This is a genomic window from Rhizobium sp. BT04 (assembly GCF_030053135.1).
GTDB lineage: Bacteria > Pseudomonadota > Alphaproteobacteria > Rhizobiales > Rhizobiaceae > Rhizobium > Rhizobium binxianense.
The window spans coordinates 109,815-134,260 of record NZ_CP125651.1; the positions used below are offsets into that span (position 1 = coordinate 109,815).

A 24,446-nucleotide genomic window follows, 5' to 3' on the forward strand; every position below is an offset into this window, starting at 1 on the left:
TGCAATAACATGAGAATTTTTCTCTTGTTTTCCGATCACTCCTGTGGCTATACCCCGGCCCGCATACTTTCACGCACCGGGATTTCTACGTGACCAGCCTCAAATCACTTCTGGCCGCCTGCGGCCTCTCCGCCCTGATCGGTCTTGCCGCCAACCCGTCATTCGCCGGTTCGACGACCTACCCGCTGACCCTGGAAAACTGCGGAACTGAGGTAACCTTCAAGAAGGCGCCCGAGCGGGCGATCGGCCTCGGCCAGAACAGCGCGGAAATCCTGCTGCTGCTCGGCCTTGAGGACAAGATGGTCGGCACCGCCTTCTGGCCGAGCAAGGTCCTGCCGCAGCTCGCCGAGGCCAATGTCAAGGTTAAGCTTCTCACGGTCGAGATGCCGACCTTCGAGTCGATCCTCGCCGAAAATCCCGATTTCGTGGCCGTCGCCCTGCCGAGTCTCGTCGGGCCGAACAGCAAGATCGCCAAGCGCGACGATTTCGACAAGGTCGGCGTCGCCACCTATCTTTCGCCCAGCACCTGCCTCAGCACCAAGGACGTTAAAGACCAGTACGGCGGCCGCGGTGAGCTGTGGAACATGGATCTCCTCTACAAGGAGATCGGTGATCTCTCTGAGATTTTCGACGTCGCCGACCGGGGTCAGGCGCTGATTGCCGACTTCAAGGCACGTGAGGCCAAGCTTCGCTCCGGCGTTTCCAAGGACGGCAAGAATCTGTCCTATGTCTTCTGGTTCTCCAGCCCCAGCCCGTCGGCCGATGCCTATGTCGGCGGTAAAAACAGCGCTTCCGGCTTCATCGCCGACCTGCTCGGCGGGCATAATGCAATCGACGCGGCAGCGGAATGGCCGACCATCGGTTGGGAAGGTATCATCGCCGCCAATCCCGACGTCATCGTCGTCGCCAGCCTCGATCGCAACCGCTGGGAACTCGACAAGCCCGAGGCCAAGATCAACTTCCTGAACACCGATCCGGCCGTCAGCCAGATCCCGGCCGTCAAGAACAAGGCGATCGTCGTCATGGACGGCCAGGCCATGAACCCGACCATTCGCACGATCTACGGCGCCGAGCAGGTGGCGGAGCAGCTGAAGGCTCTCGGTCTGCTGAAGTGACGGAAGCGGGCAGTCTCTTCCGGCAGCTGGGGGCAGTCACAGCACTTCTCCTGGCCTCCCTCTGCCTCATCGCTGTCGCCGTCGGTGTCAGCGTCGGGATCGGCGACCTGCCGATCCCGCTGACGACCACTTTTTCGGCCGTCACCAACCGGCTCGGATGGACCGCGGTTGAGCTGAACCGCATCCACGAGACTGTCATCTGGGATTATCGCTTGAGCCGGGCGCTCGTTGCCGCCTTCTGCGGTTCGGGCCTGGCGTTGTCGGGCGCGATCATGCAGTCGCTGTTGCGCAACCCGCTTGCCGAACCCTATGTGCTCGGCATCTCCGCCGGCGCCTCGACCGGCGCCGTCGCGATAGTCATCTTAGGCGTCGGCTCCGGCGCGGTATCGCTATCATCAGGCGCCTTCGCCGGGGCTTTCGCAGCCTTCTTCTTCGTCGCACTGCTGTCGAACGGCACGCGCGGCGGCGCGGACCGCACCATTCTCGCCGGTGTGGCCGCATCGCAGCTCTTCAACGCCTCGACCTCCTATATCGTCACCACGTCGGCCAATGCGCAGCAGGCCCGCGACGTCATGTTCTGGCTGCTCGGCAGTTTCGGCGGCGTGCGCTGGCCGGAATTCGCGCTGGTTTCGGTCGTCGTCGGTCTCGGCCTCGTCGGCTGTCTGTTCTACGCCCGCGTGCTCGACGCCTTCGCTTTCGGCGACGAGGCGGCATCCTCGCTCGGCGTCAATGTCGGCCGCGCCCGCATGGTGCTCTTCGCGCTGACCGCCATGATGACGGCGACGATCGTCAGCATGGTCGGTTCCATCGGCTTCGTCGGTCTCGTCGTGCCGCATGTCGCCCGCTTTGTCGTCGGGCCGCTTCATATCCGGCTTCTGCCGGCCTGCGCCATCGGGGGAGCGATCTTCATGGTGGTCGCCGATATCGCCGCGCGCGCCCTCATTCCCAACCAGATCCTGCCGATCGGCGTCGTCACGGCGCTGGTGGGCGTTCCCTTCTTCTCGATCATCCTCTACCGGTTCCAGCGCGCGTCATGAGCATCAAAGCCGACAACCTCACCTGGAAAATTGGCAAGAAGACCATTCTGGACGGCGTGTCCCTGGAGGCGCAGCCCGGCCGGATGCTCGGCCTGCTCGGGCCGAACGGCTCGGGCAAGACCTCGCTGCTGCGGCTTCTCGCCGGGCTGAAGCGGCCGCATTCCGGCCGCGTCACGCTCGACCAGGCTGACCTCGGCACGATCGGCCGCCGCTCGATTGCCCGGCGGATCGCCTTTGTCGAGCAGCATGCGACGACGAATGCCAATCTGAAGGTGGTCGACGTCGTCAAGCTCGGAAGGTTTCCGCACCGGTCGATGTTCTCGGGCTGGACCAGGGCCGACGAAGAGGCGGTCGAAGGAGCGCTTGCGCGCGCAGGCATGGCGGAGAAGCGCGACGATCGCTGGCAGAATCTCTCGGGCGGCGAAAAGCAGCGCACCCATATCGCAAGGGCGCTCGCCCAGTCGCCGCAGGAGCTAATCCTCGACGAGCCCACGAACCATCTCGACATCCAGCACCAGATCGGCCTGATGCGGCTCGTCTCCGGCCTGCCGATCACCAGCATCGTCGCTTTGCACGATCTCAACCATGCCGCCATGTTCTGCAATGAGCTTGTTATCATGCAGCAAGGCAGGATCGTCGCCTCCGGCGCACCACAGGACGTGTTGAGCGAAGACCTTCTGCGCGACGTCTTTTCCGTCGAAGCCCGCATCGAAGCCTCGCCCTACCATTCGCGTCCGCACATCCACTATCTCTAGTGAGAGCGGCCGCTCTCACGTCACGATCTGCAGCGGCAAAGCGGTCGTTTTCTTCAGCGTCTTGAGGACGATGCTCGATTTGACCAACGCCAGATTGTCGGTAACCCGGATCATCCTTTCAAGAAACTGGCTGAGATGTTCGAGGTCGCGCGTCATCACCTTCATCAGAAAGTCGGCGTCGCCGGTCTGCGAATAACACTCCAGAATCTCCGGCGCGGTCTCGATAAAGCGGTGAAGCTGCTCGTTTCCGCCTTCGGTATGTGCTCTCAAGCTGACAAGCGTATGAGCAACGACCGTGAAACCTAGTTTTGCGGGATTGAGGATGGCCACGACGCTCTGGATATATTGCTCGTTGCGCAGCCTTTCCAAACGACGTGCGCATTGGGTCGCGGAGAGATTGACCTTCTGAGACAGTTCGCTCTGCGTCAGCTCGCTGTTTTGCTGGAGTGCGGCAAGCAGTTTGATATCGAACTGGTCAAGCATGGCCCCTCCGAGATGGTGAATTTCTGCGCATCATAGCCGGATTGCGCCGATTGTCTGCACGCTTCCATCGACGCAGGGGGAAAATCGCAGAAATTCGGCATGACACTTCAGTTAATCTCCGACCCAGGATAGAGGAAACGAGGTGACTTGTGTTTAACGAACTGAACAACCGGCCGGCCGACAGCCTGCTTGCACTCATCAAGGCATTTCAGGCTGACGAGCGCTCGGGAAAGATCGACCTCGGCGTCGGGGTCTATCGCGACGCCATGGGACGCACACCGGTGATGCGCGCCGTCAAGGCAGCCGAGCTGTTCCTCCTCGAGAACCAGGACAGCAAGAAATATCTCGGCCCGGAAGGCGATCTGGAGTTCGTGCGCCTGCTTGAGCCGATCATTTTCGGTGCATCGCCGGCATTCGGTCACCGCCTCGTCGGCATCCAGACGCCGGGTGGAAGCGGCGCGCTGCGTCTCGGCGCCGAGCTCATCCAAACGGCCAATCCGGCAGCAACGGTTCTGCTCGGGACGCCGAGCTGGCCAAATCACGCGCCGATCTTCGGCTCGGCGCGCCTGCCCGTCAAAGAATACGCCTTCGTCGATCTGGCCTCACAGCAGGTGAAGTTCGAAAGCGTCATCGCCGCCTTGTCTTCCGCAAGAGAAGGCGACGTGGTGCTGCTTCATGGTTGCTGCCACAACCCCACCGGCATCGATTTCACCATGGGGCAGTGGCGAGAGATTACCGATCTCCTCGTTGCACACAGGCTGGTGCCCTTCATCGATCTTGCCTATCAGGGGCTTGGTGATGGCCTCGAACAGGATGCCGCACCGACCCGCATGATCCTCGAGGCGGTCGACGAGGCCTTGATCGCCTATTCCTGCGACAAGAACTTCGGTCTCTATCGCGAGCGCGTCGGCGCGCTCTATGTCGTGGCCCGCAATGGGGATGACCTCCGGAAAGCCGAAAGCAACATGGCGGCCCTCGCCCGCGTCAACTGGTCCATGCCGCCCGATCACGGGGCCGCGATCGTCAGGACGATTCTCGAGAGCGACGAAATGTCGGCGATGTGGCGAGCCGAGCTCGAAGAAATGTGCCAGCGCGTCAATGGCAACCGGGCAGCGCTCGCCGCCGCCGCTCCCGAGCTGGCCTTCATTAGCCGGCAACGCGGCCTGTTTTCCAATCTCTCCATGTCGAGGGAAACGGCAGTCGCGCTCAGAGCGAGCCACGGCATCTACATGGCGGATTCCGGGCGCATGAACCTTGCCGGGATGCAGCCGACGGATGCCGACGCCATTGTTGCAGCGCTTCGAGCCGAAGGCTGCCTGACATTATAGACGGCCCCGTCGCCGACCTCGAGCCATCGGAGCCTCCAAATGAGCAGGAAAGAAACGACCGGCCAGGCGATGACCCGTTCGCTTGTCGCCCATGGGATCGATACGATCTTCGGCATTCCTGGCGCCCACATGTATGATTTCAACGACGCCCTTTACGGCGCCGGCGATAAAATCCGGTTCATTCAGACGAGGCACGAACAGGGCGCTGGATACATGGCCTACGGCTATGCCAAATCCACCGGTCGGATCGGCGCCTATACCGTCGTGCCAGGCCCCGGCGTCCTCAATTCCGGCGCGGCTCTCTGCACCGCTTACGGCGCCAACGCGCCGGTGCTTTGCGTTACCGGCAACATCATGTCCCACCTGATCGGTCAGGGCAGAGGGCAGTTGCACGAATTGCCGGATCAACTCGCCACCTTGCGCGGCATCACGAAGACGGCCGAACGCATCGATCACCAGTCCGAAGCTGGTCCCGTCATGTCCGAGGTTATCGGCAAGATGCTTTCCGGCCGCCAGGGTCCGGGAGCGGTCGAAGCGCCATGGGACGTGTTTGGACAATCCGGCCCTGAAATCGATCTTCCCGTCGGTTCGAGGGCGCTTTCTCCGGCCGTGAACCCCGATACGATCGCTGCCGCAGCGGCACTGATTGCAGGTGCCAAGAATCCGATGATCATGGTCGGCGGCGGCGCGGCGGAGGCCGGGAGCGAGGTCGCCGCCCTGGCGGAACTGCTGCAGGCGCCGGTTACCTCCCATCGCTCCGGTAAGGGCATCGTCGCCGACGACCACCCGAACTATCTGAATTTCGTCGCCGCCTATGAATATTGGAAGAAGGTAGACGTCCTGATCGGGATCGGCAGCCGGCTCGAATTGCAGTTCATGCGCTGGAAGTGGCTTCCCAAGGGTCTCAGGATCATTCGCATCGATATCGATCCGACGGAGATGGTCCGCCTCAAGCCCGATGTCGGCGTCGTCGCGGATGCGAAAGATGGAACGCAGGCCTTGATCGATGCGCTGACAGGATCCGGCCGCGAGGACCGCACGCGCGAATTCGCCGAGTTCAACCACGAGGCCAGGTCTCGCTTCTCGGCAGTGCAGCCGCAGCTCGCCTATCTCGATGCCATCCGCGAAGCTCTCCCAAGGGACGGCTTCTTCGTCGAGGAAATCTGCCAGATGGGCTTTACCGCCCGATTTGCTTTCCCGGTCTACGGCCCTCGCCAGTACGTCACATGCGGCTATCAGGACAATCTGGGTTTCGGCTTCAACACGGCCTTGGGCGTCAAAGTCGCCCATCCCGATAAATCAGTTATTTCTATTTCCGGCGATGGCGGCTTCCTGTTCGGCGTTCAGGAACTTGCCACTGCCGTCCAGCACCAGATCAATGTCGTCGCCATAGTCTTCAACAATTCAGCCTACGGCAATGTGCTGCGCGACCAGAAGCAGACGTATCAGGGTCGTTACCTCGGTTCGGTTCTCACCAATCCTGATTTCCTCGCCCTTGGCGAGAGCTTCGGCATTCGATCGTTCAGGGTGACGAGCCCAGGCGAACTGAGAAGCGTTCTTGAGGAAGCGCTCTCCCTCGATAAGCCTGTTCTTATCGAGGTCCCGATCGAAAAGGGATCCGAGGCAAGTCCCTGGCCTTTCATTCATCCGGGTCCGCACTCCGAATGACCGCCGGGGGTCAGCGGTCTTTCACGGCGACGGCCCCTTCAGAAAGATCGTCGACAGCGGCGGCAGGGTCAACGACAGGGAGACGGGCCTGCCGTGGGCGGCCACGGGTTCAGTCGACACCGCGCCATTGACCAGACCCGAGCCGCCGTATTCCCGTGCATCGGTCGTTATCCGTTCGATCCACACACCGTCGCTCGGCACGCCGATCCTGTAGCCGTAACGCGGCACCGGCGTGAAATTCGAGACGACCAGGACCGACGAAGCGCGGGCGGGCGCGTAACGAAGCATCCCGAGAACAGAATTGACGGCGTCATCGGCTGCCGCCCATTCGAAGCCCTCGGGGTGAAAGTCGCCGAACTGCAATGCCGGCTCTTGCCCGTAAAGGCTGTTCAGGCCGCGCACCAGCCGTTGGATCCCGACATGCTGGGGCCGGTCCAGCACATCCCAGGTCACCGAACCGTCGTGGTTCCACTCGTCCGGCTGAGCGATTTCGCTGCCCATGAACAGGAGCTTCTTGCCGGGATGGCCCCACATGAAGGCGAGGTAGCTGCGCAGATTGGCGAATTTCTGCCAGTCGTCGCCCGGCATCTTCGTCAGCAGCGAGCCCTTCCCGTATACGACCTCGTCATGGGAGATCGGCAGCATGAAGCGCTCGGAATAGGCATAGATCATCCCGAAGGTCATCGTCCCGTGGTGATAGCTCCGGTAGATCGGATCTTTCTCGATGTAGCTGAGGCTGTCATGCATCCAGCCCATGTTCCATTTGATGTCGAACCCGAGCCCGCCCTCTTCCGGCGGCTTCGTCACCCCAGGCCAGGCCGTCGATTCCTCGGCGATGACAATCGCGTGCGGGCAGCGCTCGTGAATGATGCTGTTCAGGTGCTTGAAGAATTCCACCGCTTCCAGGTTCTCGCGACCACCATATTGGTTGGGAATCCACTCGCCCTCGTTGCGGCTGTAGTCGCGGTAAAGCATCGAGGCAACGGCATCGACCCGCAAACCGTCGATATGGTAACGCTCAAGCCACTCCAGGGCGCTGGCAATCAGGAAGCCTTTCACCTCGTTGCGGCCGAGATTGTAGATCAGCGTGTTCCAGTCACGGTGAAAGCCTTCGCGCGGATCTTCGTGCTCGTAAAGCGCGCTGCCGTCGAAACGGGCAAGTCCCCAGACGTCTGTGGGAAAATGGGCCGGCACCCAGTCGAGGATGACGCCGAGCCCGGCGTCATGGCACCGGTCGACGAAATAGGCAAGATCCGCAGGCGTTCCGTATCGGCCGGTGGGCGCGAACAGGCCAAGCGGCTGATAACCCCAGGAGCCGCCGAACGGATGCTCCATGATCGGCAGCAACTCGATGTGGGTAAAACCCATGTCGCGGACATAGGGAACGAGCCGCTGACTGAGTTCGACCCAGTCGAGTGACCTGTTGCCGTCCTTTTGGTCGCGTAGCCAGGAGCCGGCGTGCACTTCGTAGACGGAGAATGCGCCCTCCAGCCTCTCTTGCCGGGACCGGCCCCTCATCCAGCCGTCATCGCTCCACCGAAACGGCGTCGACGATGCGACGATGGATGCGGTCGACGGGGCGGCCTCGCTCGCCCGCGCCACCGGATCGGCCTTCTGCGGCAGGCAGGTCCCCTGCGCATCGACGATCTCGAACTTGTATCTTTCGCCGGGGGCGAGGCGCGGAACAAACAGCTCCCAGACGCCCGCCGACGGTCTCAGCCGCATCGGGTTTCGCCGCCCGTCCCAAGCGTTGAAGTCGCCGACGACCGAGACGCGGCGCGCATTCGGGGCCCAAACGGCAAAGCGGACCCCTGATATGCCGTCGATCGACATCGCCGCAGCGCCGAGCGTCCGGCTCAGGCTGTAGTGGGTGCCCTCCGATATCAAATGGAGGTCAAGCTCTCCGAGCAGCAGGCCGAAACTGTAGGGATCCTCGGTGATCTGAACAGCATCCGGCCATGTAATCCGCAGCCGGTATCCAGTCCTCGAAGCGGCCACCGCTGCAAACAGGCCGGACGGATGGGCGATGCTGAAAGGCGTCACCACCCGACCGCTCGCCGCCTCGATGAGATCCACAGCTTCGGCGCCGGGCAGGTAGACCCGCACGATCGTCATGCCGCCGCTTTCGTGGGGACCGAGGATCGAAAACGGATCGCCATGGCGTCCCTCGATCAGGGCCCACAGCGCATCCTGGCCGATCCCCGCCAGAAGTTCCGAGCGCTCGACATTCATGCCTTCACCCCCGTCAGACGCGATACGATTTCGGTAAAGCCGGATAGCGGAATCGGAAGCCATTTCGGTCTGTTGCGGGCTTCATAAGCGATCTCATAGGCGGCCTTTTCGAGAAGAAAGGCATCGAGAACCCTCCGTCTTTGATTGATTGGCATGTCAAGCTCCTTCGATACGGAAACCGCCTGCGAATAGGCATCGAGAAAGGCCTCCTCGGCATTGCGCCCGAAGCGGGCGATCGCCTCGCGCCGGACTTCGTTCTCGTGTTCGATGACCGCGTCGTTATCGAGCTGGGCGGTTGCCACGAGATAGCTCAGCGATCTCAGAAGCCCGGCGACATCACGCAGCGGGTTGGTCTTGGCGCGGCGCTCGGACAGGTTTTTCGCGGGTTCCCCCTCGAAGTCGATGATGACGGCATCGCCCTCGCTGACGAGGATCTGGCCAAGATGGAAATCGCCATGCGTGCGCGTCATCAGCGTATGGCGGGTGCTCTCCGTCAGCGTCGCGGCGAGCTCGGCGAGTTCGGAACGGCGCGCGAGAAGCGGTGCCGCGAGCAGGTCGATTGCGGGATCGGCATTCTCCTCGCGTTCTGCTAGTTTCGACATGGCATAGGCGACCTCGCCGGCAACGGCCTTCTTCATCGCCTCGACCTCGCTGTCGCCTGCGACCACCGGGCTGAAGGCCTCGTCCCCGCTCTCCCGAGCCAGCACGACATGCAATTCACCGAGCCTGAGGCCCACCATCGCAACGAAGCTGATCAGCGACCGGAAGACGTCGTCGCCGGGCTGGACCGCCGGGTCGTTCAGCACGAGTTCGTCTGCCCCACGGCGCAAATTGTTCAACATCCAGTTCCAGGCATCGCCCTGATTGCGGATCGCGCCCTGGACGATGATCAAGGTCGAACGGCGTCCGCTGGAATCGGTATGCGCGACCTCACCGAGCAGGGGCGCCGTGTGGTCATAACCGGCGCGGGTGAGAAAGCGCGTCATCTCGACCTCCGGATGGATACCGGGAAAGATGTGTCTGATCAGCTTGATCATCGCGAGGTCGCCGATGATCAGCGAACTGTTGGACTGTTCGGCCGAGAGCCAACGGACCGGAAGGTCGTCGGTGACTTCGAGGCGGTCGAGCCGCTCGGTGCCGAGAAATTCAAGCGTGCCGGTGCGGCCGGTGGTGCGCGAGCGGTCTCCAAGTCCGCGCAGGATGCCGCGCGCCATCGCCTCCACGGCAAATCCGTCGGTGAGGAAGCCGACGCGCCTGCCTTGGCGTACCCGTCCGAGCGCGAGTTGCTGGGTCAGCACGGAGGGTTGGGTATCGTCCCAGGCGACTGCCAGCGGCAACTGGTAGGATTCGCTATGGTTCGGCAGCACGGCTTCCAATTCGCCGAGAACGATACCGTCGGCGAACGGGATTGGCGTTGCGGAAATCAGACGCGCCGCCTGCAGAGCCTGGTCCTTCGCCCCGAACCACCGTCGTTTTGCGAGATAGGCAGGCAGAATTTCAGTGCTGAGGGTGCGCGCAAGCTTGGGTTCGTCGACAAGATCAAGCAGGCCGCGGCGGATGACCATCGTCACCAGATCGGGAAGCTGCTCCGGCGGCGCGGTGCGCCATGCCGGCGGGTCGGCATCGGCCTCCAATTGAAACCAGAAGAAGCCGTAGGGTGGCAATGTCAGCAGATAGGTCAGCTGGCCGATCGGCGGAAAGGGCGACATGCCGGTCAATTCGATCGGCACGCGGCCCTCGAAGCTCGACAGGTCGAGTTCGACGGCCTGGGGCAGCCGCGAGAGGTTTGCGACACAAAGCAGGGTCTCGCCGTCATATTCCCGGAGATAGGCAAGGATCTTGCGGTTCTCCGGTGCGAGGAACCGCAACGTTCCACGCCCGAAGGCCGGATGCCTGCCGCGCAGCGCCAGCATCTTGCGTGTCCAATTGAGCAGCGAATGCGCGTCCGTGCTCTGCGCCTCGACGTTGACGGCCTCGAAACCGTAGAGCGGATCGGCGACCGGCGGCAGGACGAGACGCGCCGGGTCTACCCTGGAGAAGCCGCCATTGCGGTCCGGCGACCATTGCATCGGCGTCCTCACCCCATCCCGATCCCCGAGATAGATATTGTCGCCCATGCCGATCTCGTCGCCGTAATAGATCACCGGTGTTCCCGGCATCGACAGAAGCAGCGCGTTCATCAGCTCGATCCGCCGGCGGTCGCGCTCCATCAGCGGCGCCAGGCGCCGTCTGATGCCGAGATTGATGCGGGCGCGCTTGTCGGATGCATAGGTCTCCCAAAGATAGTCCCGCTCGGCGTCGGTCACCATTTCAAGCGTCAGCTCGTCGTGATTGCGAAGGAAGATCGCCCACTGGCAGTTGTCGGGAATCTCGGGCGTCTGGCGCAGGATATCGGTGATCGGAAACCGGTCCTCCTTGGCGATCGCCATATACATGCGCGGCATCAGCGGGAAGTGGAAGGCCATGTGGCATTCGTCGCCGTCTCCGAAATATTCGCGTGTGTCCTCCGGCCACTGGTTGGCCTCGGCAAGCAGCATCACGCCGGGATGAGTGGCGTCGAGCGCGGCGCGGATGCGTCTGAGGATTGCATGGGTTTCCGGCAGGTTTTCGTTGATCGTCCCCTCGCGCTCGACAAGGTAGGGGATCGCGTCGAGACGAAACCCGTCTATGCCGGTTTCCAGCCAGAACCGCATCACCTTCAGCAGTTCCTCCATGACGAGCGGGCTGTCGAAATTCAGGTCGGGTTGGTGGGAATAGAAGCGATGCCAGTAATAGGCGCCGGCAACGGCGTCCCATGTCCAGTTGGATTTTTCCGTGTCGATGAAAATGATCCGGGTTTCCGGAAATTTCTGATCGCTATCCGACCAAACGTAGAAGTCGCGCTCCGGCGATCCCGCCGGCGCCTGGCGGGCGCGCTGGAACCAGGGATGCTGATCGGAGGTGTGGTTGATGACGAGCTCGATGATGACGCGGATATTGCGCTGGTGGGCGGCGTCGACGAAGGCGCGGAAGTCCTCCACCGTCCCGTAATCGGGGCTGACATTGCCGTAGTCGGCGATGTCGTAGCCGTCGTCGCGACGCGGAGAGGGAAAGAAAGGCAGCAGCCAGATGGCATTGACGCCGAGGGCTGCGATGTGATCGAGCTTCTGGTGCAGACCGGCAAAATCACCGACCCCGTCGCCATTGGCGTCGTAGAACGACTTGATGTGCAGCTGGTAGATGATCGCATCCTTGTACCACAGCGGCTGGTGCGAGCCATCGGTATTCATCGCGTCCATTCATGCCTCCCTTGGGCGAATACGCCAGATCGCATAGGGCAGGATCTCGGGATTGAATCCGATGCTCTGCCATTTGCCGGTCCACTTAAAACGATGCCCGGCGATCAGATCTTCGGCATCCAGCGTGCCGCCGTCCCCGAGCGACCAGTGCCAGAGCGGTAGTTCGACGTCGCTTTGCTGGAAATTGTGGGGGTCGAGGCTAATGGCGATCAACAGGACGTTGTCGCGGGCACGGCTTGCCTTCTCGAAAAAAAGGATATTGTCGTTTCGCGCATTCAGCAGCGTCAGCCCGAGATGCGAATGCAGCGCGGTGTTTTCGTTCCGGATGCGGTTGAGCATCTTGATTTCGCCGATGATATTGCCCGGCCGATCGTAGTCCCAAGCGCGGATCTCATACTTCTCGCTGTCGGCATATTCCTTGCGCTTGGCGTCAGGACGCCCCTCGCAAAGTTCGAAGCCGTTATAGACGCCCCACAATCCCGAAAGGGTGGCGGCAAGGGCTGCGCGGATCAGGAAGGCAGGGCGCGGCGCGTTCTGCAGGAAATCCGGATTGATATCATGGGTGTTGACGAAGAAATGCGGGCGGAAGAATTCCTTCGCCGCCGTCTCCGTCAGCTCCCGCATATATTGCTCGAGCTCCCACTTGGCATTGCGCCAGGTGAAATAGGTATAGGACTGGGAGAAGCCGATCTTCGCCAGCCTGTACATGACCTTCGGCTTGGTGAAGGCTTCCGACAGGAAGACGACATCGGGATGACGCGCTCTGATATCGCCGATCAGCCATTCCCAGAACGGAAAGGGCTTGGTGTGCGGATTGTCGACGCGAAAGAGCTTGACGCCCTGGTCCACCCAAAGCTGGACGACATCCCTCAGCTCCACCCATAACGAAGGCAACGCGTCTTTCGTGTAGAAATCGACATTAACGATGTCCTCGTATTTCTTCGGTGGGTTTTCGGCATATTTGATCGTGCCGTCGGGGCGCCAGTCGAACCAGCCGGGATGCTCCTTCAGCCAGGGGTGATCCGGCGACGCCTGGATTGCAAGGTCGAGAGCGATCTCCAGGCCATGCCGGCTTGCCGCCTCGAGCAGCCGGCGGAAATCCTCGAACTCGCCGAGCTCGGGATGGATGGCATCGTGGCCGCCCTCCTCGGAGCCGATGGCATAGGGGCTTCCGGGATCATCAGGCGCGGCTTTCAAGCTGTTGTTTCGGCCCTTCCGGTTGGTCGAACCGATCGGATGAATCGGCGGGAAATAGAGCACATCGAAGCCCATGTCGCGGATGGCGGGCAATCTCGGGATGACGTCGTCGAACGTTCCGTGCCGGTCCGGGTTGCCGCTCTGCGAGCGCGGGAAGATCTGGTACCAGCTGGCAAAGGCAGCCGCCTTGCGTTCGGCATCGACGGCGCTTGCCCCTGAGCGAAGCCGAAACGGCCGCCTGTCGGCCCTGTTCATCAATTCGGATGTCCCGGCATCGAGCAGGATCGCCGTGCGCTCGGCATCGGACGCCCTTTCGAGACTGTCGGCGAGGGCCTGCAATTCGGTGCGGAGCCCAGCACCTGCATGCGTCTCAGCTGAGCGGACCAGGTTCAGCCCCTCCTGAAGTTCGAGCTTCAGGTCAAGCCTGGCATCGTTCTTCTTGGTCAGTTCGTAGCGGAAAATCGCAAACGGGTTCTTCCAGGCCTCGACGGCAAATTCATAGCGTCCGACGCGTTCCAGCAGGAATTCGGCGCGCCAGCGGTCATTCTCGACCAATTGCATCTCCGTCTCGTTCCAGTCCGCCGCATCGAGCGGCCGCCAGAGCAGGACCGCGGCGATCGGGTCGTGGCCGTCGGCGAATATATCCGCGTCGACGGTGACGATGTCGCCCACCACCCGCTTGACGGGAAAGCGCCCGTCATCGACCCGCGGCGTGATGTTTTCGATGGCGAGCCGCGGCGATTCTATCGCCTGGGCAACGTCAAGGATCGGCCGCGATGTGATCGGCGCCGGCGCCTTGCCTTCGACCACCAGGGTCTCCCCTGCCCGCAGCCGCAAAGCCGTGCCGTCGGCTGCAGCGGGAAGAAAACCGGAGGCCGCTTCGCGCAGTGCGGTCACTGGAGCGGGCGCACTTTTCCGAAGGTCCCTGTTCAGCAGGATGAACCGCACATTCTCGGCGCTGCGAAGGTCTTCCGCCGCCGATTGCAGCAGCGCTGAGACAGGTCCATTGGCGTTGCGGATGAGCCGAAGCGATGAGGCAAGCGCAGGGGGAGCCTTGGCGACCTCGGTATTCGCAAGGCGAATTTCGGAGGAGATATCGAAAGCGAGGTCATGACGCAGCCCCCGCAAGCCGGCTCCATTCCCATGGGTCGGATCGAGTGGCGGGACTGCGCCATATTCGAAACCCATCGGAACCATCAGGCCGCCGCCGAGCGTGGCGGCAAGGTGCAGCGCCCTGATGGCGCGCCGTTCAAGGATTTCGCGGCTCTCGGTTCCGTGCGCGATCCGCCTGGCGAAAGGCGGCTCCGGAAAAGCGATCTGCCAGCCAAGCTGCTTCTGGATGCGGTGTTCTTCGATGAACCATCTCTCGTCAAAATCCCACCAGGCCATCGATGAAAAACATCCATCAAAGCCTGTATTCTTGACCGCGACCCTCGCCCCAAAATCAGTGCCGGGGGTCCAGGCGAAGAATTGCGCGTCCGCCTTCTCGCGCACCGCCGCAATCAGCGATTTGAAAACCGCCGGCGCAATGCGATCGATCCCGAGCGTCCGGTAGCCGGAGAGGCCGAGACCGGCCAGTTCTCGCAGCCGCCCTGTCCACTCTTCCAACAACCGGGATCGAAACTCCGCTTCCATTGCGATCATCGGCTCTGCCGGATCCAATGGCGAACGTCTCGGGTCGACGGGGCGAAAGCCCGCCTCGGAATTCCGGGCCTTGCCGTCGAGCATCAGGTCCATCATCAAGGCGACACCGCTCTTGCGGGCAGCCTCCGCCAGGCGTCCCACCCCATCCTCGATAGCGCTTCCGAGCGACAGTTGAGGATCAAGGCGATTCAGATCCTGGGAGGCAAAGATGCTGCGCTCCCCGCCCCGTTCGAAGAGAGGTGCCGTCAGCACACGGTCGAAACCGGTGTCCGCCGCATGGTCGAATACCTCGCGCCACGCATCGATACCCTGAAGAAGGAGTGGATTGACGTAATATATCCGGGGTGGGGTGCTCAACACACCCTGGTTCGCAGAGAATGACATCGTCCGCCGCCTCGATTTGGTTTAGAGGCAAACTTTTCTTGGCGGCGGTTGTTCCACCAAAACTGGCAATTCGCGATGCGCGAGATACCGTCGGCCGCATTGGCGCGGCATCGATGAGACATGTTCGCAAGCGCTCGCGCCGCAGAGAGGCCTTGAAGGTTCGTGCCGTATTTGGGTAGTCTTGCGCCTCCCCGGGAGGGTGACCCATTTGGCCGCTGACGGCGCACGATTGCTTCGATCGATACTCTTGAGCGCCGCCCTGCCGGCTTGCGCGTTGTGCTTGGCTTCCTGGAGCATCGAGACCGATCGCTCCACGGAAGACACGCATGGCCTGTTCGAAATCCGCGAGGAGGCCAGACGCTTCATTTCGCAAGAAAATGCCAAGGGACATCAGCAATGGGAGGTGCTGGAACCCAACCTGAAGACGCTGGTTCCCCGATGCGCGGCCCCGCTGGAAACACAATGGACGCCGAAGAGCCTCGGCCTTTCAAAGCCCAGCGTGACGGTGATCTGTGCGGCTGCCGTGCCGAACTTCGTGATGAAGCGGTGGGATGTGCACGTTCCGGTAAAGCGCAAGCTTGACCGAAAGGACGCCGGCGAGCGTCTTTAGGTAAGCGTCCGAGCAGAATTTGATGTATCTGAGTGACGTCACTAGCGATTGCACGGAGGCGGCGAGACGTGAACGCACCGGTAAAATTGTGCTCATATCCCGAACTCGATAAGCGGATCGTGATCGCCAGGGCGGGAGACGAGGTGGATGCCGTATTTGTGCGGGCCGAACGATTCAACGTGCTGATCGACACGCTCGGCACGCCCGAGCAGTGCCGTATGGCGCTGGATCTGCTTGACGAAAAGGAGGCGAAGACGCGTCCGCTGATGGTCGTCAACTCGCACATGGATTGGGATCACTTCTGGGGGAATGCAGCCATCGCTGGGCGCGCTCCGATCATCGCCCATGCCGCAACGCTCGACCGCCTGCGTGATCCCTCCACGCAGCAGGTCCTGAAGGACAAGACGAGCAAGGACTCGCGGTTCGGCAATGTCGAGATCATCGGTCCCGACATCACCTTCTCCAGCTCGATGACGCTCAACGGCGGCGATCTGACGCTGGAGCTCATTCATACGCCGGGGCACACGCCCGATCATATCGCCATCTGGATTCCCGAGCTGCGCATCTGCCTGGCCGTCGACGCGGTGGAATATCCCATCCCCGAAGTCTGGAGCAGAAGTGCGTCTGATCTTCACCTGATCCGTTCCTCGCTCCAGAAGATCCGCGACCTCGACGCGAGGCTGGTCATTCCGGCACATGGCAGGACATGGTCGCCTTCGACAGTGGATGCCAATCTCGCCTATTTCGAAGCCCTGGCTGATCGCGTCGGCACTTTGAGCGAAGACCAGCTGGCGGATGGGCAGCTCGGGAGCGCAAGCGGGTTCCGGTTTGAAGACTTCGTCGCCATTCCCGATGGGATGCCTTCGGAAACCGTGACATTCTACCGGAACTGCCATGAGACCAACCTCGGCGCCACCGTTCACGCCCATCTCGAAACAGTGAAATCCGCGTAGAGGCATCGCATACGGGAGGCGATAACGTGAAACCGTTGGAGGGCGGACGAACCGGGCAGATCTGGCGCGACGGCGAGACCGTCATCAGGCCTTCCGGCACATGGACGCCGACAGTGCATCGGTTCTTGCGCCATCTCAGGAGTAGAGGCTTTGTGGGAGCGCCCGAGCCGATCGACATCACTGACGGAAACCGAGAGGTCGTCAGCTACGTCGCCGGGCGCGTCTGCGAAGACCTTAGCGATCCATTCGTCGGCTCCGAGCACATGCTGGTTTCGGCGGCCAGGCTTTTGCGCGATTTTCATTCGGCGTCGCAAGGCTTTCTGGAAAGAGACGATGAAGTCCAGGCATGGATGCTGGCGCCGCAGGAACCGCGCGAGATCGTATGCCACGGAGATTTTGCGCCTTACAACGTCGCCGCGGCGGATGGTGAGGCGGTCGGAATCATCGATTTCGACACTGCCCATCCAGCGCCGCGCCTCTGGGATCTCGCTTACGCGGTCTATCGCTGGGCGCCCTTGTCCGATCCCGTCAATCCAGCCGGGTCATTCGGGCTCGAGGATCAGTTGCGCCGGACGCAAATCTTCTGCACAGCTTACGGGGCAACAATCGAAGAACGGCTCCGGCTCCCCGAAACGATCTGCACGCGGCTCCAGGCGCTCGTCGATTTCATGCTGACGAGTGCCGCAGATGGAGACGAAACCTTTGCGGAGGACGTCGATGCTGGAGACGCCCGGCTGTATCTGAGCGACATCGACTATATCGGCAGACATCGAGACCGGCTGCTGAAAGCGCTGTCGTGACTAAAGCCACCTCCTCCGGCGAAAGAAGCCGAAAAGTCCGAGGCAAAGGACGGCGATGACGCCGAGCACGACGAAATAGCCATACTGGAATTTCAGCTCAGGCATGTCGCTGAAGTTCATGCCGTAAATGCCGGCGATTGCGGTGGGAACAGCGAGGATCGCCGCCCAGGCGGCAAGCTTGCGGGCGATCGCCGTCTGCTCCGTCTGGCCGATCATCACGCTGGCCTCGAAGGCGAAGGCAAGGACCTCGCGCAGCGCATCGATATCTTCCTGAACCCGGCGCACGTGATCGGTCACATCGCGAAACAGCGACTGGAGCGTCGGATCCATGCCGGGAAGATCGATGTGCTCGTAGCGCCGGCAGACATCGACGAGCGGCACGACGGCGTTGCGCAGCCGCAGCAGCTTGCGCCGCAAGAGGTAAAGCCGCTCGATGTCGGATTTTTCCAGCTGCTCGCGCAGCACCAGATCCTCGAGCTTCTCGACTTCCTCCTGCACCACCTCGATCACCGGCATGTAATTGTCGACGATGAAATCGAGGATCGAATAGAGAATGTAGTTCTCGCCATGGGCAAGGGCGGCCGGCGTCGCCTCACACCGCTGCCTGACCGCCAGATAGGAGGAGGATTCTCCGTGGCGAACGGAGACGACGTAACCGCGGCCGACGAAGAGATGCGTTTCGCCGAAGACGATTTCGTCGTCTTTCATGTGGGCGGTCCGGGCGACGATGAACATCGCCTCCCCGTAAATCTCCAGCTTCGGGCGCTGATGGGGCTGCGCCGCGTCCTCGATCGCCAGCGGATGCAGATTGAACTCGGCCTGGATCTGGTGCAGCAGCACTTCATCCGGCTCGTGCAGGCCGATCCAGACAACCGCATTCTCCCGGCCGCGCCATTCACCGGCCTCTTCTATCCGGATGTCGCGAATGCGTTGCCCATGCTGGTAAACGGCGGCAGCGACGACGCCGGGCCGTTCATAGGGCGGCGATGTCGAACCGCTGCCTTCGCGCTTGGGAATAGTGTTCCGATCCTTCAGCTGTTCCAATCCTGCCGTCCTCCCATCCCCGCGCGGATCACATACCAGGCCAACTCGTCTGCCGGTCAGGCGCTCAGCCGATCATAATGCTATTTCGCAAAATATGCATCCGGCTCGATACAAGAGGCTGACCCCGGTGCCGTCATCGTGGCAAGGCGACGGACCGCATCACGTATCCGTGGAAATATCGTCCCAGTCCTGATCCATATAACCGATCAGCCAATTGAGGGCGTAGTGCCATTCGTAAACCACGCCCTTGTCCAATCCGGCAGGTGGCTCCTCGCCCTTCAGTCGCGCGTTAACGGCGGCCCAATCGTAACGGTAGATCAGGTCGGCAGCGTCGAGCAGCTCTTTCTGCGGGCGTAGCTTGGCACGGCGCATCAGCCCGTCCGTTCCCAGTTCGCGAAGCGTGTTCGCGATGAACGGCACATCGCAAATATGGTCGGGACGTTCGAGCTCCGGCGAAATCCCCAGCGCCCACAGCATGACGTGCACGCCTTCGTATCGCCAGGCGAAATTCGTCCGATCCCGATCCGAGGGATCGGGATCATCCATGAACGCCCTTTCCCTCGGGGTGAAAAAACCTGCAGCGTCGAACTGCCGGATAAGAGCCTGCCCCATGGCGTGGTCGCCGGTTTCGCCTTTTACGGCAACGATCGCCAGTGCGACGGTGCGCTGGACGACGAGCTTCGTATTTCGGCGGGTGCTTTCGCTCTCGGGCTCGATGACCGGCAGATGATCGATGGTCGGCACGCCCTCCGATTGAAGCTGGGCGATGGAAGCGGGCTTTGCGTGCTTGCCCCTCTTCGGTGGATTGCGACACCGCTGCCTGCACCGGAATGATCAGGGCAAGAAAGGCAGAAAATATGCGCTTCATCATATCTGGCTCCTCCCACCTCTGGCGACGCATCGATAAACATTTCCAGCGTTGCCGGGATATGGTTTGCGCAAAAGTGACGTCGGTTTTCCGGAAAAGTGGTAAACGGCATTTTACATATGGAGCAAATCGTTAAATTTTTTTTGTTAGAAAACGCCTCATCCAGTCCGGTCTGAAGCCGGAAGTTCGATCGAGGACTTTCAATGCGTCGCCCAAACATCAAATCCAGTTTGCTGTTGATTTTCAGTGGCATAGCCCTTCTTTTCGGCCTCGTCGCCTATCTCGCGGTCGACGGCCTTCGAAATACGAACGGCTCGACCGAAGAAATCGCGACCCACTGGCTGCCGAGCGTGCAGGCCTCGCAGGCGATCAATCTTGCCATGACGAATTTGCGCCTCGCCTACCGTGATCACATCATCGCGCAGTCGGAGGCGGAAAAGAAAACGCGCGAAGAGGCCATCAAAGTCGCCGAGGATACAATTGGCAAATCGGTGGACGCCTATCTTCCGCTGGCGTCATCAGACCACGAGCGTGAACTGATCAAGACCATCAAGGAGAGCGTTGGAGGCTACATCGCCAGCAGCTCGCAGCTGCTCGCCCTTTCCCGCGCCAACAAGACCGAAGAAGCCGGCCTGTATCTGGGCGGCGAGATGCGCTCCTATTCAGATAAGCTCAAGGAAGCCACGACGACGCTGGTCGAATTGGACCTCAGCGGCAGCAACAAGGCTGCCGCCCTCAGCAAGGAAACCTTCGACTCCATAGAATTCTATCTGCTCGTCGCAATCAGCGTTGCGGGGTTGCTCGTTCTCGGCGCCGTCGCCTTCGTGTTGACGGGCATCGCCAATCCGATTACCGGCATCACCGCTTCGATGCGTCGGCTGGCCGACGGAGACACCAGTTCGGAGATTCCGTTTGCCGACCGCGCTGACGAAATCGGATCGATGGCGGGCGCAGTCGAGATCTTCCGCGAAGCCGCGATCACCAACAAGCGGATGGCCATGGAAGCTGAGGAAAACCGCAACAAGGCGGAAGCCGACCGCGTTGCCGCCCAGAAACAGGCGGAAGCCGACGCATCGGAGCGGTTGCGAATCGCCACCTCGGGTCTTGCCTCCGGTTTGAAACGGCTTGCCGCAGGCGACCTCGCCTTCCAGCTCAACGAGGCCTTTGCCCCCGATTTCGAGGCGCTGCGCCATGACTTCAATCAGTCCGTCACCCAGCTCGGTGCAACGCTGAGAGCAATTTCCGAAAGCATCGGCACGATCGAGGAAGGCACGCGGGAGATCTCCTCCGGGGCGAGCGATCTTTCAAAGCGTACGGAGCAGCAGGCTGCCTCGCTGGAAGAAACGGCCGCCGCACTGGAAGAGATCACGGCCAACGTGTCGAACTCCAGCAAGCGAACCGAGGAGACGCGCACGGTGGCCACCGAGGCAAATCGCAGCGCCGGGGTCTCCGCGGAAGTCGTTTCCCACGCCGAAGAGGCGATGGAGCGCATCGAGACCTCGTCGCAGCAGATTTCCAACATCATCAGCGTCATCGACGAAATCGCATTCCAGACCAACCTTCTCGCGCTAAATGCCGGCGTGGAAGCGGCGAGAGCCGGCGAGGCCGGCAAGGGCTTCGCGGTGGTCGCCCAGGAAGTGCGCGAACTTGCCCAGCGCTCGGCAAGTGCCGCCAAGGAAATCAAGGGCTTGATCCAGAACTCCTCCAAGGAGGTGGAAAGCGGCGTCAAGCTGGTGCGCGACACCGGCCAGGCCCTGAAGACCATCGGCGGCTTCATCACCCAGATCAATCACCATATGGATTCAATCGCCACCTCTGCGAAAGAGCAGTCCATAGGCCTCAGCGAAGTCAATGTCGCGGTCAACCGGATGGACCAGACCACGCAACAGAACGCGACCATGGTGCAACAATCGACCGCTGCATCCGATTCACTCGCTCAGCAAGCCCAGAAGCTTCGCGAACTCATCGCCCAATTCAGACTTGACGACGCGGCTTCCAGCCAGTCGTCAGCCCTTCGCTCGACGGCGAGAACGATGGCGCAACCCGCGGCCGGTGCAGCGATGCATGCGGTCGCCGCTCGCCGCTGAACCAAGCGTCAGCGGGAAACCCGACATGAAAATGCGCCCGACAATTGCCGGGCGCATTTCCATTTGGTCATGACGCGAAGGCCGGATTGCGCCGCGCGCCCATTCTCAACACGAAATAGATCGCCCCGCCGATGGCGACGCCGAAGAACCAGCCATAGGTGCCCCACCAATCCGGCAGGATGCTGGTGAAGGTCGGCAGGATCGAGGAGAACAGCGCGCCGACCGCAAATGCGATGAAGGCATTGCCGTGCCATCCGTTCTGGAAGCGGAACTCGCCATTCTCGTGGTAGAGCGCCTCGACATTCAGCTGGCTCTTCCGGATGAGATAGTAGTCCACCATCATGATGCCAAAGATCGGCCCCATCGTCGACCCGATGAAGTTGACGAAATGGGCCGCACCCGTCTCCCAGGGCGCAAATGGATAAAGCACCAGGGCTATCAATGCGGCGATATATCCGCCGCGTTTGAAGTTGATCTGGCGCGGGAAGACATTGGCGAAGTCGAAGGCCGGCGAGACGAAGTTCGCCACGACGTTGATGCCGAGCGTTGCGATCGCGAATGTTAGTGCCGCAAGCAGCGCCAGGAACCAGCTTTCGAATTTCGCCGATATCATTTCCGGATGCAGCAGCACCTCGCCGTATACGGTGAAGGCGGCCGTAGTAGTGACCCCTGCGACGAGGCAGAAGGCCAGAAGGTTGATCGGCAGGCCCCAGAGATTGCCTTTCCGGAGCGCCTTTTCGCTCGTGGCGTAACGCGAGAAGTCGCAAAAGTTCAGGTAGAGCGCTGCGAAATAGGTGATCCAGGTGGCGGCCACGGCGGCAAGTGCTGCGATCGAGCCGGGTTCGCCCGGCACGCCGGCATCCTTGGTCTTCTCGATCAGCACGTCACGCGGGATTTCAGAACCGAAGGAGAAGGTGCCCGATTTGACGACCAGATAGACCGCCAGGATCAGCATCATGATCCAGACGGCCGGACCGGCCCAATCCTGGAACCGGCGAACCGTTTCCATCCCCCGCTGAATGATCAGCAGCTGCAGCGCCCAGACGATGACGTAGCAGATAAGTTCGAGGGTCGAGTGGCCGAGCATGTGGCTGTTCTGGTGGAAGGCGAGCAGGCTCTCGTTCCTGATTAGCAAGGCGACGATGGCGCCGGATGCGGCGGCGGTCTGCGCGCCGTACCAGAAGCAGGCGACCACCGCCCGGACCAGTGCCGGCACGTTGGCGCCGAACGTGCCGAAAGAGGCGCGCGCCAGAACCGGAAAGGGTACGCCGGTGCGCACGCCGGCATTGCCGACCAGGCTCATCAGAAGGAAGATGACCAGAGAGCCGATGCCGATGGCGATGACGAAGTTCACGAAGCTGCCGCACAGCAGGAACAGGCTCGCCGCCAGATAATAGCCCCACAGGCTGTGAACATCAGATGTCCAGACGTTAAAGATACTGAATGCACCCCATTTGCGCTCCTCGGCGGGTGCAAGATCCTCGTTGTATAACGAGGGAGACGGATTTCGAATGCTCATGAATGCCCTCCCATATCCCCTGAGGTCGACTCGACCACGGACGGAAGTCTGCGCTTCATTTAGGCATCTGACAATTTAATAGTCACATTGTACACAATGCTGCCGGCCGCGTGTACAGATGCTCCTGGGGACTTCGGGTCACTGCGCGCCGACCACACGCCCGGCCAGCCGAAACGGACTAGCGACCGCGGCGCCGGCGGCATCGAAGACGTAGGCACCGACATCGCCTGCGGTCGAACGTCTGCCGCTTTCGAAGGAGGCAAGCTGCGCGCCGAACTTGGCGAGCGATGCGTAGCGGTCATGCCCCAGCCCATCGGAGGCCTGGATCGCGGTGATGTCGATGACCCGAAGCCTTTGCTTCAAGGCAGCCTCCTCGATGACGGGATCGTCGATGTCGAGGCGCCCGACGCGCGGCCGCTCGCCCGCGATGAAGCTCGAAGCCACCAGCGCCCTGTCGTCCTTCGAGACGAGAAGGGAGATCGGGATCGGCATTCTGCCGATATCCTTCAACTGAGAGCGGAAGACATCGATGTCGATGTCGGGAGCGGCCAGAATGACCGCCAGTTTGGCGATGACGTCGTCGCGATGTTGCAGCTTGAGCTGGCGCACCGTTTCCATGACCAGGAACCCGCCCATGCTGTGACCGAAAAGAATGATGCGTTTGACCTTGCCGGACGCCGAAAGCGATGTGACGAGGGAATCGAGGTCGCTGCGCGAAGAGAGTGCTGCATCGCGATCGCCGACATAGCCGGCGACGGCTGCGGCCGAAGGCCAGGAAAACAGGATCGGCGTGCCCGGTATTTTCGCGTCCGCGGCGATCTGCGCGGTCCGATAGAGCGCCTCCTGGTAACTGTAGTTGTAACCATGCACGAAGATGCCGATGGTGCCGTCGGGCTGCATGGAGGCGAGTGCCTCCTGGACGAAAGCGTCTTTTGGCAACGGCTTGCGTCCGATGACGGCAAACTGCCGTTCCGGATCCGGCTTCGCGCTGGGGTAGGTGATCGCGGTGTCCTTCCTGCCGGGAGGAGCCGAAAACTCGTACTGCGCGTAGGTTGGGTTCTCGGCCCATGCACTGCCGAACCCGCCCCGCACGCTGTCGAGGGTTCTGTTGGTCGCAGCCAGCACGTTCACCCTGTCCGGAGCCGTCTCCGAATGAACCGGCCCCCTCAGATGAACGGGCTTCAAGACATCCGGCGATGGTCTCGTGGCGCATCCGGCAAGCATCGCGAGGCTGACCGCAACGATGACCGCCGGAACTGTCTTCAGGAGCCCCTGAAGCCCTGCCGTTGGCAGTCCCGGAGAATATCGTTCCGTCATCGATCCGTTCCCCGGAAACCAAGAACTCTCGGGCCGCATGGCTCTGCCCCTCTCCTCAACCGACATGTCGTTCCCACTCCCGCGTGGGATGGCATCGCCTTCGCCATCCCACCGTTATCTCACGGCC

16 protein-coding genes and 1 pseudogene are annotated in these 24,446 nt (G+C 61.5%); 9 read left to right on the top strand and 8 right to left on the bottom strand.

Going from position 1 to position 24,446, the window contains the following annotated elements; all coding sequences use genetic code 11:
• The first annotated feature begins 89 nt into the window (after window positions 1–89).
• The 3 genes from QMO82_RS05825 to QMO82_RS05835 are packed head-to-tail and all read left to right on the top strand — an operon-like array spanning window position 90 to window position 2,907.
• Complete coding sequence (locus QMO82_RS05825) at window positions 90–1,115, top strand: ABC transporter substrate-binding protein (protein WP_183609219.1); 1,026 nt, start codon at window positions 90–92, stop codon at window positions 1,113–1,115.
• Window positions 1,112–2,152, top strand: coding sequence for an iron ABC transporter permease (locus QMO82_RS05830; protein WP_183609220.1), 1,041 nt, complete (start codon window positions 1,112–1,114; stop codon window positions 2,150–2,152). The genes QMO82_RS05825 and QMO82_RS05830 overlap by 4 nt, the downstream gene beginning before the upstream one ends.
• Complete coding sequence (locus QMO82_RS05835) at window positions 2,149–2,907, top strand: ABC transporter ATP-binding protein (protein WP_183609221.1); 759 nt, start codon at window positions 2,149–2,151, stop codon at window positions 2,905–2,907. The genes QMO82_RS05830 and QMO82_RS05835 overlap by 4 nt, the downstream gene beginning before the upstream one ends.
• Before the next feature lie 15 nt (window positions 2,908–2,922).
• On the opposite strand, the gene QMO82_RS05840 is transcribed toward QMO82_RS05835, so the two are convergent.
• Window positions 2,923–3,390 (bottom strand): Lrp/AsnC family transcriptional regulator, encoded by a 468-nt coding sequence (locus tag QMO82_RS05840; protein WP_183609222.1) that lies wholly within the window; start codon window positions 3,388–3,390, stop codon window positions 2,923–2,925.
• Window positions 3,391–3,539: 149 nt separating this feature from the next.
• Here QMO82_RS05840 and QMO82_RS05845 point away from each other — a divergent pair, with 149 nt between their 5' ends.
• Together QMO82_RS05845 and QMO82_RS05850 are read left to right on the top strand one after the other, a co-directional pair.
• Window positions 3,540–4,718: an amino acid aminotransferase gene (locus QMO82_RS05845; protein WP_183609223.1), complete on the top strand. Its 1,179-nt coding sequence runs from the start codon at window positions 3,540–3,542 to the stop codon at window positions 4,716–4,718.
• A 39-nt stretch (window positions 4,719–4,757) separates the two neighbouring features.
• Complete coding sequence (locus tag QMO82_RS05850) at window positions 4,758–6,386, top strand: thiamine pyrophosphate-dependent enzyme (RefSeq protein WP_183609224.1); 1,629 nt, start codon at window positions 4,758–4,760, stop codon at window positions 6,384–6,386.
• 21 nt (window positions 6,387–6,407) lie between these two features.
• Here QMO82_RS05850 and glgB read toward each other — a convergent pair whose 3' ends face one another.
• Genes glgB through QMO82_RS05865 form a run of 3 tightly spaced genes read right to left on the bottom strand, consistent with a single transcriptional unit; the run spans window position 6,408 to window position 15,121 of the window.
• Complete coding sequence (glgB, locus tag QMO82_RS05855) at window positions 6,408–8,618, bottom strand: 1,4-alpha-glucan branching protein GlgB (RefSeq protein WP_183609225.1); 2,211 nt, start codon at window positions 8,616–8,618, stop codon at window positions 6,408–6,410.
• Entirely contained in the window at window positions 8,615–11,896 is a 3,282-nt protein-coding gene (gene treS / locus QMO82_RS05860) for a maltose alpha-D-glucosyltransferase (protein WP_183609226.1), read from the bottom strand. Before treS ends, glgB begins: the two co-directional genes overlap by 4 nt.
• The gene (locus QMO82_RS05865; protein ID WP_183609227.1) at window positions 11,897–15,121 is read right to left on the bottom strand and encodes an alpha-1,4-glucan--maltose-1-phosphate maltosyltransferase; all 3,225 of its coding nucleotides are present in this window, start codon (window positions 15,119–15,121) and stop codon (window positions 11,897–11,899) included.
• Between the two features lie 229 nt (window positions 15,122–15,350).
• Between QMO82_RS05865 and QMO82_RS05870 the strand changes: the two genes are divergently transcribed.
• From QMO82_RS05870 to QMO82_RS05880, 3 genes are all read left to right on the top strand, one after another.
• Window positions 15,351–15,731: a hypothetical protein gene (locus QMO82_RS05870; protein ID WP_183609385.1), complete on the top strand. Its 381-nt coding sequence runs from the start codon at window positions 15,351–15,353 to the stop codon at window positions 15,729–15,731.
• Between the two features lie 68 nt (window positions 15,732–15,799).
• A complete protein-coding gene (locus tag QMO82_RS05875) occupies window positions 15,800–16,684 on the top strand; it encodes an MBL fold metallo-hydrolase (protein WP_183609228.1) in 885 nt (294 codons plus the stop codon).
• A 26-nt stretch (window positions 16,685–16,710) separates the two neighbouring features.
• On the top strand, window positions 16,711–17,484 hold the full coding sequence (locus QMO82_RS05880; RefSeq protein WP_183609229.1) for a phosphotransferase enzyme family protein: 774 nt from the start codon (window positions 16,711–16,713) through the stop codon (window positions 17,482–17,484).
• On the opposite strand, the gene QMO82_RS05885 is transcribed toward QMO82_RS05880, so the two are convergent.
• A complete protein-coding gene (locus tag QMO82_RS05885) occupies window positions 17,485–18,528 on the bottom strand; it encodes a magnesium and cobalt transport protein CorA (protein ID WP_183609230.1) in 1,044 nt (347 codons plus the stop codon).
• Window positions 18,529–18,687: 159 nt separating this feature from the next.
• A pseudogene (locus QMO82_RS05890) lies at window positions 18,688–19,399 on the bottom strand (DUF4272 domain-containing protein).
• A 200-nt stretch (window positions 19,400–19,599) separates the two neighbouring features.
• On the opposite strand from QMO82_RS05890, the gene QMO82_RS05895 reads away from it, so the two are divergent.
• Window positions 19,600–21,483, top strand: coding sequence for a HAMP domain-containing methyl-accepting chemotaxis protein (locus tag QMO82_RS05895; RefSeq protein ID WP_183609231.1), 1,884 nt, complete (start codon window positions 19,600–19,602; stop codon window positions 21,481–21,483).
• Window positions 21,484–21,550: 67 nt separating this feature from the next.
• On the opposite strand, the gene QMO82_RS05900 is transcribed toward QMO82_RS05895, so the two are convergent.
• Window positions 21,551–23,002: an NCS1 family nucleobase:cation symporter-1 gene (locus QMO82_RS05900; protein WP_097618678.1), complete on the bottom strand. Its 1,452-nt coding sequence runs from the start codon at window positions 23,000–23,002 to the stop codon at window positions 21,551–21,553.
• 138 nt (window positions 23,003–23,140) lie between these two features.
• Window positions 23,141–24,226, bottom strand: coding sequence for an alpha/beta hydrolase (locus QMO82_RS05905; RefSeq protein WP_246718379.1), 1,086 nt, complete (start codon window positions 24,224–24,226; stop codon window positions 23,141–23,143).
• Between the last annotated feature and the right edge of the window lie 220 nt (window positions 24,227–24,446).

Coding starts and splice junctions, on each gene's coding strand:
- QMO82_RS05850 (WP_183609224.1), top strand. CDS start 4,758: ATGAGCAGGAAAGAAACGACCGGCCAGGCGATGACCCGTTCGCTTGTC.
- QMO82_RS05900 (WP_097618678.1), bottom strand. CDS start 23,002: ATGAGCATTCGAAATCCGTCTCCCTCGTTATACAACGAGGATCTTGCA.
- glgB (WP_183609225.1), bottom strand. CDS start 8,618: ATGAATGTCGAGCGCTCGGAACTTCTGGCGGGGATCGGCCAGGATGCG.
- QMO82_RS05835 (WP_183609221.1), top strand. CDS start 2,149: ATGAGCATCAAAGCCGACAACCTCACCTGGAAAATTGGCAAGAAGACC.
- QMO82_RS05840 (WP_183609222.1), bottom strand. CDS start 3,390: ATGCTTGACCAGTTCGATATCAAACTGCTTGCCGCACTCCAGCAAAAC.
- QMO82_RS05865 (WP_183609227.1), bottom strand. CDS start 15,121: ATGTCATTCTCTGCGAACCAGGGTGTGTTGAGCACCCCACCCCGGATA.
- treS (WP_183609226.1), bottom strand. CDS start 11,896: ATGGACGCGATGAATACCGATGGCTCGCACCAGCCGCTGTGGTACAAG.
- QMO82_RS05905 (WP_246718379.1), bottom strand. CDS start 24,226: ATGCTTGCCGGATGCGCCACGAGACCATCGCCGGATGTCTTGAAGCCC.
- QMO82_RS05895 (WP_183609231.1), top strand. CDS start 19,600: ATGCGTCGCCCAAACATCAAATCCAGTTTGCTGTTGATTTTCAGTGGC.